Consider the following 9742-nt stretch of genomic DNA (forward strand, 5'->3'; position numbering starts at 1 on the left):
GAGCCAGGATCAAACTCTCCATAAAAGTAGTTTGATTGGCTAAATAGTTTAAGGTTTTTCATCTGCCAATCCAGATGAAAAACTAGAATTGACTACAGGCTATTTTGTTTAGTTTTCAAGGTTCAAACATTAAATGGTGGGCCTGAGTGGACTTGAACCACCGACCTCACGCTTATCAGGCGTGCGCTCTAACCAGCTGAGCTACAGGCCCATTTAATGGAGCGGGTGATGGGAATCGAACCCACGACATCAGCTTGGAAGGCTGAGGTTTTACCACTAAACTACACCCGCGTTTAATAAAAACTATTAATTGAAACGCAATAAATATATTAAACTGTATTGAAGAAAAATGCAACCCTTAATTTCTTGGAAATTATTAAATTGCTAACGCGCCCGAGAGGAGTCGAACCCCTAACCTTTTGATCCGTAGTCAAACGCTCTATCCAATTGAGCTACGGGCGCCAATGGCGACAATATATATAATATCAAATTCAGCAATGAATTGCAATAACTTTTTCAAGAAAGTTATATGCGGCCGAGAGGATTTGAACCTCCACGGGGTAACCCCCACTAGGCCCTCAACCTAGCGCGTCTGCCGTTCCGCCACGACCGCTAATGGTGAGCCATGGAGGATTCGAACCTCCGACCCTCTGATTAAAAGTCAGATGCTCTACCAACTGAGCTAATGGCTCATGAATTTATTTTATTTTATAGAAAATGAGATTGTCAGATGCTCGTCGCGTTGCAAGTTGTTTCGACGATGCTTACGCTCCTCGCAGTTTACTTCCCAGAAGTAGTTTCAAAGAAGTTTTGTGCTCGTCGCGTTGCAAGTTGTTTCGACGATGCTTACGCTCCTCGCAGGAACCTACATTGAAGGATCTCAATGATGTTTACGATTTTGCTCTACTAACTGAGCTAATGACTCCTAATAAGATCTCAATTTAAGCAATAAAAAAAGACGTGTTAATCGTCTTATTTAAAAAGAACGAATCTTTTATTTTAAATAAAAATGGCTGGGCCACCAGGATTCGAACCTGGGCATCACGAGACCAAAACCCGTTGCCTTACCGCTTGGCTATGGCCCAACGAATGGCGGTCCGGACGGGACTCGAACCCGCGACCTCCTGCGTGACAGGCAGGCATTCTAACCAACTGAACTACCGGACCTAACAATAAATATTTAAATAAAATAAGATGACCCGTACGGGATTCGAACCCGTGTTACCGCCGTGAAAGGGCGGTGTCTTAACCACTTGACCAACGGGCCATTTTACAATGGCGGAGAAGGAGGGATTCGAACCCTCGCGCCGCTCACGCGACCTACTCCCTTAGCAGGGGAGCCCCTTCGGCCTCTTGGGTACTTCTCCATGGCTCCAGCGGCAGGATTCGAACCTGCGACCGATCGGTTAACAGCCGATTGCTCTACCACTGAGCTACGCTGGAATATGTTGTTTTAATTAACTTGCGACGTTGAATATCATACAATATCTTTGAAAGGCTGTCAATCAGTTTCACAAAAGTTTTACCTAAAACTTTTACTTGTACAAATGCATGAATTAACGACTGCGAAATAAAATTTATCATGAAATGAATGTGTAAGTCAATAACTCTTTAAAATTTTATTCAATAAATTTTAAATGTCCTTTACATTTCCCGCACCTATACCTATTTAAATTAATTCTACGTTTGCGCCTGTATGTAGTTTGGCAAGATACACATTTATACATAATATTACGTTGATCTGCTTCTGAAGGTAACACTTGGCAAAACCTCGGCGCATCTACTTTCTTTAATAATTCTCTAAACTCCTTACTCCTATGATGATATGGTTTGCCGTCTACATGTGGGTGGTAGTGACACAACTCGTGTTTAATAATTCCTATTAGTTCTTGTCTTCCTAATTCAGTTAAGTACTTGGGGTTAATCTCTATTCTTCTTTGTGTAGGTAAATAGCGACCTCCTGTAGTTCGAAGTCTTCCATTAAAACATGCTTCACCTACAAATGGTTTGTCAAAATACTGCAAAGATATATCTTCAACTAACTTTTGTAGTTCTCGTTGTTCCATTCTAATCCCCCATTTAATTGAAATATACCTAACATACATTGGAGTAGCATGCTAGGTATACCATTGGAATTAATTTCATGAGCAATTTTTGTGCTCAAGCATATACTAAATTAAAATAATTGATTAAAAGGTGATTGTTATGCCTAAATGGTTTAAACGCCAGATGTTAAATGCATATGCAAATAAAGACATTCGCCAAATAAAGCTACTAAACCAGTGTTGGTTCTTTTACCATAGTAAAAACTTAGAAGAAGTATCACAGGAGTAGTTAACTGCCAACCATTGTTAATGCAATTCTTTCTCTTTTGATATCTACTTCATCGACCCAAACCGTCACGATATCACCGACCGACACGACGTCTAGTGGATTATTGACGAAGCGATTTGACATCTTCGAGATATGAACAAGCCCATCTTGCTTAACACCGATGTCAACAAATGCCCCAAAATCAACTACATTACGCACAGTTCCTTGTAGTTCCATTCCTTGTTGTAAGTCTTCCATAGACATAACATTAGTTTTAAGTAAAGGCTTAGGTAGTTCATCACGCGGATCACGGTTAGGCTTTTTCAAGTCTGCTATTATGTCTTCAAGAGTTAACCGACCCACATCTAAATGATTTGTCATCTGCTCTAAATCCTGTTGATTTAGTTCGTTGATCAGTTGTTCTGTTCCAATATCCTCTGTTGATAACCCTAATTGTTTTAACAATTGTTTTGTTATGTCATAGCTTTCAGGGTGAATCGACGTACGATCTAGAGGTTCCTCACTTTCTAGTACACGTAAGAAACCAATCGCTTGTTCATATGTTTTAGCACCTAGACGTGGCACTTTCTTTATCTGTTTACGGTTAGTAAATTTACCGTTCTCGTCTCGATACTTCACAATATTGGTCGCAACCGTTTTATTTAAACCTGATATATATTGTAGTAAAGAAGCTGAGGCTGTATTAACATTTACACCTACTTGGTTTACAGCCGTTTCCACAACAAACCGCAATGATTCACTTAGCTTCTTCTGACTAACATCATGTTGGTATTGACCTACTCCTATTGATTTAGGGTCAATTTTAACAAGCTCACTTAACGGATCTTGAACACGTCGAGCAATTGATACCGCACTACGTTCCTCTACTTGTAGATCCGGGAACTCTTCTCTTGCTAATTTTGATGCTGAATAGACACTTGCACCTGCTTCATTAACAATTAGATAGGCTAAATCTAAATTATGCTTTTGTATTAATTCAGCTATAAATTGCTCTGTCTCTCTTGATGCCGTACCATTACCAATTGCGATTAATTCAACAGGATACTGTTTTAGGACTTTAAGAATCTTCTTTTCTGCGCCCGCTACATCGTTACGAGGTGCTGTAGGGTAAATCACGTCCACTTCTTTCATGTGACCTGTTTCATCTACAACAGCTAGTTTACACCCTGTTCTAAAAGCTGGGTCTACTCCTAAAATCATTTTACCCTTCAAAGGTGGTTGAAGTAGAAGTTGACGTAAGTTCTTAGCAAATATTTCAATCGCATGGTCTTCAGCCTCATCTGTTAGTGAGGACCTAATGTCACGTTCAATAGATGGTTGGATTAGACGTTTATAACTGTCTTCAATTGCCACTTTTAAAAATGCAGTCTCTTCAACATTTTGCTTCTTAATAATTGAACGGTTTAAATAATCCATAATTTGATCTAGTGGCGGTTCAATCGATACCTTTAGAATTTTCTCTTTCTCACCACGGTTTACAGCCAACACACGGTGATGCGCCATTTTCGATACTGGCTCACTATAGTCATAATACATTTGAAAGATTTGCTTGTCGTCTTCTGCATTCTTCTTAACTTCTGTTTGTACTAGTCCTTTTTTAAATGTTAGTGAACGAATCTTTTCACGATAAGCTGCTTCATCAGAAATCCATTCAGCAATAATGTCACTTGCTCCAGTAAGTACGTCTGAAACATCAAGCAACTCGTGTTCTTCGGATAAATATTTTTGAGCTTCTTCTTCAAGTCTTAGCCCCTGTTGTTTCCAAATATCTAATGATAAAGGTTCTAACCCTTTTTCTTTTGCAATTGTAGCTCTTGTCCGCCTCTTTTGCTTATATGGGCGATATAAGTCCTCAACTCGTTGTAATTTTGTTGATTGTAGTATATCTTGTTTTAGTTCTTCCGTAAGTTTACCTTGTTCATCAATTAAACGAATGACTTCGTCTTTTCTTGTTTGCAATTGAAGTTGATAATCATATGTTTCCTTAATTGCTTGAATCTCGGTTTCATCAAGCCCTTTTGTTTGTTCTTTTCTATAACGTGCAATAAAAGGAATTGTGTTACCCTCTTCAATTAATTCAATCACTTTTGTCACAATTGAAGTATTTTGTTTCACATCATTTGCAACAAATTGTGTTAATTCGGTATGTAATTCTGACAAACTACTTCCTCCTCACATAGTCAATACGTTAATATTGTACCAAAAATAGTTGAGAACGAAAAAAGCTCTAACGTCCATTCTGAATTTTAGACATTAGAGCTTCATCCATTATATTTCATCGCAATTAACGTAGTATCATCATCTAAAGATAATTTTTGTTGAATTGAGTACCATTCAATTGTTAAAGACATAGACTGGTGTTTATAAAACTCATTCGTTAATTGCCGCTCATTTACTCCGTCTGAGAACATAAAGAAAACAGTGTTAGGTTTTAACTTTCCACTGTGCACTTTTGTTCGAATAGGAATTCCTGATAAATAACCTGAGACTGGGATGTTACGTTTCTTTTGACCTTGATCATCGACAATAATAATTCCAATATTACCGAATGATACATAGGAATAAGTTTCCTTATTATAATCGACTTTCAATAAACCAATTACACAACCACGTAACTCGTTATTGAAGAACACTTCGTTGCATTTCCTTAGTAAGTCGTCCAATGAGTCACTCGCATTTTCTCTGACAACAGTAATAACCTTCTCAGATGACGCTTTAGCTAATTCACCACTACCTAGACCATCTGCCAATACAGCAATGAAAAAGTCATCAAATTCGATGTAATAAAAACTATCTCCAGAGTAGTAGTTACCTTTTTTCGCTTCGTTAAAAGTAGCAACTTCCATGCGATCAAAGTTTTCTATCAAAATAACGCCTCCAGATCCTCTTCGGAAATGGATTCTCTTAGTTTACGAAGCGCTCGTCGTTGTAACCTCGAAACATGCATTTGAGAAAGTCCCAGTTTTTCTCCGGTTTCTTTTTGACTTAGGTTTTCAAAAAACGTACATTTTAAAATTTCCTGTTCACGTTCATTTAGTATAGGCATGAGCTTTTCGACCAACAACTTATAATCGGTTTGTTCATAACCATCGTCTTGTTGGCCTACTAAATCTAAAATCGTAACTGTGCTTCCGTCAGAATCCGCTTCAATACTACGGTCGGCCGAAAGTGCATTATAACTCTGTCCCATTTCCATCGCTTCTAGCACTTCTTCTTGGGACACCTCTAAATAATCAGCGATATGTTCAACAGAAGGAGAATATTGATTCTCTGTTGTCAATTCTTCAACGGCTTTCTTAATTTTAGGACCTAACTCTTTAATTCTTCTTGGAACGTGAACACTCCAAGTTTTATCACGAATATATCTTTTAATCTCCCCGATAATCGTTGGAATTGCAAACGATTCAAATGATTTCCCAAAGGAATCGTCATAACGATTAACGGCTGCAATCAATCCAACCATCCCGACCTGTACGAGGTCTTCATGAATCGATGCATTCTTTGAATACTTTTTGGCTATAGAATGGACCAAGTTCTCATACTTCAATACAATTCTTTCTTGTATTGCTTCATCTCCTGGTGATTCCCTTAATTGATTAATTAAAGTATAAATTTCATCTTCATTATTGTGTAGTTGAGATTTGGTCGTCATTTTGCCCCACCTCATTTTCCTGCAAATACTTAGTCATTAAAACGATCACACCGTGATTATTATTGATTTCAACTTTATCCATGAGGGCATCAATTAAGAAAAGACCAAAACCTCCTTCTTTCATGTTGTCGATTGGCATACCGCGATCATATGGTCCAATATCTTCTTTCACTTTTTCTAAATCAAAGCTTCCGCCATAATCCGCTACCATTACTTCTAATTTATCTTCATATAGCGCAAAGCCAATGGTGACTTCTCCTTGATCTTCTTCATAGTAAGCATGTTTAACAGCATTAGTAATAGCTTCAGAAACAGCAACTTTTAGGTCTTCAATATCTTCATAGGAGAAACCCATACGATTGGCTACTCCTGAGATTGTTAACCTTAATACTCCAACGTATTCTGACTTTGCGGGCAACTTCATTTCGACAAAATCAAATGGTTTAGTCATTATTTACCACCTCTAATTGTGTTTTCAATATTCATAACGTCATTCAGCCCAGTGATATTAAAGAGGCGATACACGTTTTCTTGTAAATTTACTAGTGTGAATGAGCTATTTACTTCGTTAGACGTTTTCAACCCACTAATAAACACACCCAAACCAGTACTATCCATATAGCTAACTTTTTCTAAATCTACTTGTACTTCGGCACCTTCTTCTTGTAAGTAACCGAGTAATTTTTCTTTTAATTCCGGTGCTGTATATGCATCTATCTCGCCTGATAATTTAATTACTGTTACTTGACCTTCTTGATAATCTTCAATATACAAGTTCATTTTAATCTCCCCCAATCAATTCAAAACTATTTGATGTTTACCCTTAGACAAAAGTGTTAAACATTCAATTAGTCATTTCTTTTTAGGACGATTAGTGTAAAGTCATCGCGAAGCTTGAAATCTTGTAAACGTTCTAAATACTTATAAACATTATCTACAATCTCTTGCGCTGAAAGATGCTTATATTCTCTGATTACCTCGAGAACTTCTTCACGCTCAATAAAGCGATCCCCATCTCTACACTCTGTTACTCCGTCGGTTAATAAAACAATCAAGTCACCTTCATTTATTCCATCAATATACTGATTGTATTTAACCTCTTTTTGGACACCTAGTAGTAGACCCTTGGCATCGATTTCTTCAAATTGATCTTGTTGAGCTCTATAGATAAACCCTGGTTCATGTCCTGCTGTTGCATAGTAGAACTCATGTTTATGAACGTCATACAATCCATAAAACATTGTTACAAACATTCCAGATTCTACATTTCGTTCTACTACACGGTTTAATAGTTCTAAGATCACTTTAGGATACATTCTGTTTTCAGGGAAGCTTTCCATTGCATATTTAATCATCGACATAAAAAATGCTGCTGGAATGCCTTTTCCGATAACGTCAGCAACAGCAACACCAATATTACCTTCATCATCTTGTACAAAATGATAATAGTCACCGTTCATCAGTTTAGCTGGAATAGACGTTGCACCGATGTCAATATTCTGCACACCAGGTACAGTCGTACTTAAAAGAGTATTTTGCATATTTGCTGCAACTTCTATTTCTGCCTTTAATTCTAACTGCTTTGCTCTTAATTCATGATATTCTTTATATGCTAAGGCATAGCTAGTCATGGTCTGAATTAAGAAATCAAACGAATCCTTAATTTTATCATCCATATCAGGATCAATTTCTAATAATGCCTTAAAATGTTGTTCTATTATTTCATCTGGTGACACATCTTGCTTTATAGCTTTATTTAATTGTTCTGCTTGATATAAAACAACTTCATCTTTCGTCTCCAAATACTGCTTGAGCAAATCTTTGTATTGCTTTATATCCGTCTTGTTTGAGCTCAAGCTCATCACCTCACTTAACGCAACCACTTAACAATTGTCACTTTAGTTCCATTCTCATTTGATTCAATATCGAACTCATCCATTAAACGTTTAACCCCTGGTAACCCAGCACCTAAACCACCAGAAGTTGAATACCCATCTTCCATTACTTTGCTGATTTGTTCTATACCAGGACCGTGATCAGACGCAGTTATTTTAATACCGACAGAGTTAGTACCTTGAACTTCTTCAAACGATACTTCTCCACTACCAGCGTATAAATAAATGTTACGGGCTAACTCAGATATGGCGGTCGCGATGCGTGCCTGGTCAACAGAGCCAAAACCTAAATCTCTAGCTAAATTACGGCCAGACTGTCTAGCTCCTACAATGTCCCATTCCTTCTTAATTGGCACAGTAGTTAAGGCCCCTTTCATCACTTTTCCTCCAATTCTTGTTTCAGCTTAACCAACCCTTGTTCTAAGTCTAAAGCTGTTTGAACATTCTGAAGATGGATCCCTAAATCGATTAAGGTCATAGATACTGCAGGTTGGATGCCTGTAAATACTACTTTTGCCCCCATTAATTCTGCCATTGATACAACATCTCCAAGCACTTTAGCAATAAACGAATCTATAATTTCCACTGAAGTTAAGTCTACAACTACTCCAGTGGCACCTGTTTCATGAATTTTACTTAATAAATCTTCTTGGAATTTCATAGCCGTTTGGTCATCAAGTTCAATTTGAACAGATACCAAAAGATAGTCTTGCAGTTTCAGAATTGGAATTCTCACTTTATTCACTCCTCTTCTCAATCGACTGAATAATGTCATCAATTACTTTCTCATCTTGTTCTCCAACTTTTGCAATTTCTCTGTTTGTCATTTCTAATGCCTTTTCAAAACCGCGTTTCAAAGAACTCTTTGTCGGGAATTTGCTTAAATCAATTCCTAAATTAACAATGGTTTGAGCAATTTCCGGTCTTATACCTACAAGAATACAAGTTGCACCAATTAACCTTACAGCTTCAGCAGCTTGTATAATGTGGTGTGCTACCATTGTGTCTACTACAGGAACTCCCGTAATATCAATCAGCACAACATCCGCACGATGCTTAATGACACCATCTAATAAATTCTCCATAATAAGCTTAGCTCGATCTGTATCAATTGTGCCCACTAGCGGCATAATTGTAATACCGTCCATAACTGGAATAAGTGGAGCTGATAGTTCCTGAAGCGCTACTTTTTGGAGAGATATAATACTATTCCAGTTCGTAGAGTAAGCATCAATTAATTTTTTTTTAATTGGATCTACCCAACCATTGACATCATCTACAATTTGCAAGAATTGTTCTTGATCTTTAACGTCAGACTCATTTATTAGTGTTCTAATGCAAAGGCTACGAAACGTTTGCATGCCTTCAGTTAAATACCCTAATGGCCAGCCTAAATTTACGATTCTTTCAGTAAATTGTTCTATGGAATCTTGGGAGTGCCCATCTTTTAATTTTGAGAAAACTAGGTTAACAAACTCACGATTAACTTGTTCAATCATGTCGTCTGAGATCGTTGATGTATATTCTTTTACTTTGCTGTCTTCTAAATTGTCCATCCAATTACGTATAATCTCATCGCTGTTTGCAAGTAAGGTTTCTTGATACTCTGGATTCATTTCTACTCCCCCTCCATAAAATTGCATATATATACAAGTTAACACTAAATGAGGTTTTTCGCCATAAATTTTGATTTTAAAGTGTTAATTGTAATTTGAACTTAATACCCAACGTAAGCATAAGAAAAACCGGACGTAAAAACCACGTCCGGTCCTCTTTTGGGTTAGTGCTTACCTTTGAATGTATGCGTTTTACCTCTAACATCAATATATTCAACAGGATACATTTCTCCATTACATTGCTC

Annotated in this window: 11 protein-coding genes and 10 tRNA genes; 1 reads left to right on the forward strand and 20 read right to left on the reverse strand. The window is 37.3% G+C overall.

Going from position 1 to position 9742, the window contains the following annotated elements; all coding sequences use genetic code 11:
* Positions 1-134 precede the first annotated feature (134 nt).
* The 11 genes from ACTWQB_RS16135 to ACTWQB_RS16185 all read right to left on the reverse strand — a co-directional run bounded on the left by ACTWQB_RS16135 (position 135) and on the right by ACTWQB_RS16185 (position 2066).
* A tRNA-Ile gene (locus ACTWQB_RS16135) sits at positions 135-211 on the reverse strand.
* Positions 212-217: 6 nt separating this feature from the next.
* Positions 218-291: transfer RNA gene (locus ACTWQB_RS16140), tRNA-Gly, on the reverse strand.
* Positions 292-388: 97 nt separating this feature from the next.
* A tRNA-Arg gene (locus ACTWQB_RS16145) sits at positions 389-462 on the reverse strand.
* A gap of 68 nt (positions 463-530) precedes the next feature.
* Positions 531-613 (reverse strand) — tRNA-Leu (locus tag ACTWQB_RS16150).
* 3 nt (positions 614-616) lie between these two features.
* Positions 617-692, reverse strand: a tRNA-Lys gene (locus ACTWQB_RS16155).
* A gap of 318 nt (positions 693-1010) precedes the next feature.
* Positions 1011-1085: transfer RNA gene (locus tag ACTWQB_RS16160), tRNA-Gln, on the reverse strand.
* A 5-nt stretch (positions 1086-1090) separates the two neighbouring features.
* Positions 1091-1167, reverse strand: a tRNA-Asp gene (locus ACTWQB_RS16165).
* A 28-nt stretch (positions 1168-1195) separates the two neighbouring features.
* Positions 1196-1267 (reverse strand) — tRNA-Glu (locus ACTWQB_RS16170).
* Positions 1268-1276: 9 nt separating this feature from the next.
* Positions 1277-1367, reverse strand: a tRNA-Ser gene (locus ACTWQB_RS16175).
* Position 1368: 1 nt separating this feature from the next.
* Positions 1369-1443, reverse strand: a tRNA-Asn gene (locus tag ACTWQB_RS16180).
* Between the two features lie 176 nt (positions 1444-1619).
* Positions 1620-2066, reverse strand: a complete 447-nt coding sequence (locus ACTWQB_RS16185; RefSeq protein ID WP_443140199.1) for a SprT family protein — start codon at positions 2064-2066, stop codon at positions 1620-1622.
* A gap of 139 nt (positions 2067-2205) precedes the next feature.
* Between ACTWQB_RS16185 and cmpA the strand changes: the two genes are divergently transcribed.
* On the forward strand, positions 2206-2334 hold the full coding sequence (gene cmpA / locus ACTWQB_RS16190; protein ID WP_443140200.1) for a cortex morphogenetic protein CmpA: 129 nt from the start codon (positions 2206-2208) through the stop codon (positions 2332-2334).
* On the opposite strand, the gene ACTWQB_RS16195 is transcribed toward cmpA, so the two are convergent.
* The 9 genes from ACTWQB_RS16195 to ACTWQB_RS16235 all read right to left on the reverse strand — a co-directional run bounded on the left by ACTWQB_RS16195 (position 2335) and on the right by ACTWQB_RS16235 (position 9497).
* Positions 2335-4494 (reverse strand): Tex family protein, encoded by a 2160-nt coding sequence (locus ACTWQB_RS16195; protein WP_443140201.1) that lies wholly within the window; start codon positions 4492-4494, stop codon positions 2335-2337.
* A 101-nt stretch (positions 4495-4595) separates the two neighbouring features.
* A complete protein-coding gene (locus ACTWQB_RS16200; RefSeq protein ID WP_443140202.1) occupies positions 4596-5201 on the reverse strand; it encodes a SpoIIE family protein phosphatase in 606 nt (201 codons plus the stop codon).
* Positions 5198-5986 carry an RNA polymerase sigma factor SigB gene (gene sigB / locus ACTWQB_RS16205; RefSeq protein WP_443140203.1) on the reverse strand — a complete coding sequence of 263 codons (789 nt, stop codon included), beginning with the start codon at positions 5984-5986 and terminating at the stop codon, positions 5198-5200. The genes ACTWQB_RS16200 and sigB overlap by 4 nt, the downstream gene beginning before the upstream one ends.
* Positions 5958-6437 carry an anti-sigma B factor RsbW gene (gene rsbW / locus ACTWQB_RS16210; RefSeq protein ID WP_443140204.1) on the reverse strand — a complete coding sequence of 160 codons (480 nt, stop codon included), beginning with the start codon at positions 6435-6437 and terminating at the stop codon, positions 5958-5960. The genes sigB and rsbW overlap by 29 nt, the downstream gene beginning before the upstream one ends.
* Positions 6437-6766: an STAS domain-containing protein gene (locus tag ACTWQB_RS16215; protein ID WP_443140205.1), complete on the reverse strand. Its 330-nt coding sequence runs from the start codon at positions 6764-6766 to the stop codon at positions 6437-6439. The genes rsbW and ACTWQB_RS16215 overlap by 1 nt, the downstream gene beginning before the upstream one ends.
* Before the next feature lie 68 nt (positions 6767-6834).
* Positions 6835-7842, reverse strand: a complete 1008-nt coding sequence (locus ACTWQB_RS16220; protein WP_443140206.1) for a PP2C family protein-serine/threonine phosphatase — start codon at positions 7840-7842, stop codon at positions 6835-6837.
* A gap of 14 nt (positions 7843-7856) precedes the next feature.
* Entirely contained in the window at positions 7857-8258 is a 402-nt protein-coding gene (locus ACTWQB_RS16225; protein ID WP_443140207.1) for an anti-sigma regulatory factor, read from the reverse strand.
* A complete protein-coding gene (locus ACTWQB_RS16230) occupies positions 8258-8617 on the reverse strand; it encodes an STAS domain-containing protein (RefSeq protein ID WP_443140208.1) in 360 nt (119 codons plus the stop codon). Before ACTWQB_RS16230 ends, ACTWQB_RS16225 begins: the two co-directional genes overlap by 1 nt.
* 1 nt (position 8618) lies before the next feature.
* Positions 8619-9497, reverse strand: coding sequence for an RsbT co-antagonist protein RsbRA (locus ACTWQB_RS16235; RefSeq protein WP_443140209.1), 879 nt, complete (start codon positions 9495-9497; stop codon positions 8619-8621).
* Positions 9498-9742 lie beyond the last annotated feature (245 nt).

This window comes from Piscibacillus sp. B03 (genome assembly GCF_052246295.1).
Classification (GTDB): domain Bacteria; phylum Bacillota; class Bacilli; order Bacillales; family Alkalibacillaceae; genus Piscibacillus.

Bases quoted from the DNA above. Each gene is read 5' to 3' on its own strand.
- ACTWQB_RS16235 (WP_443140209.1), bottom strand. From the start codon at position 9,497: ATGAATCCAGAGTATCAAGAAACCTTACTTGCAAACAGCGATGAGATT.
- ACTWQB_RS16225 (WP_443140207.1), bottom strand. From the start codon at position 8,258: ATGAAAGGGGCCTTAACTACTGTGCCAATTAAGAAGGAATGGGACATT.
- sigB (WP_443140203.1), bottom strand. From the start codon at position 5,986: ATGACGACCAAATCTCAACTACACAATAATGAAGATGAAATTTATACT.
- rsbW (WP_443140204.1), bottom strand. From the start codon at position 6,437: ATGACTAAACCATTTGATTTTGTCGAAATGAAGTTGCCCGCAAAGTCA.
- ACTWQB_RS16185 (WP_443140199.1), bottom strand. From the start codon at position 2,066: ATGGAACAACGAGAACTACAAAAGTTAGTTGAAGATATATCTTTGCAG.
- cmpA (WP_443140200.1), top strand. From the start codon at position 2,206: ATGCCTAAATGGTTTAAACGCCAGATGTTAAATGCATATGCAAATAAA.
- ACTWQB_RS16215 (WP_443140205.1), bottom strand. From the start codon at position 6,766: ATGAACTTGTATATTGAAGATTATCAAGAAGGTCAAGTAACAGTAATT.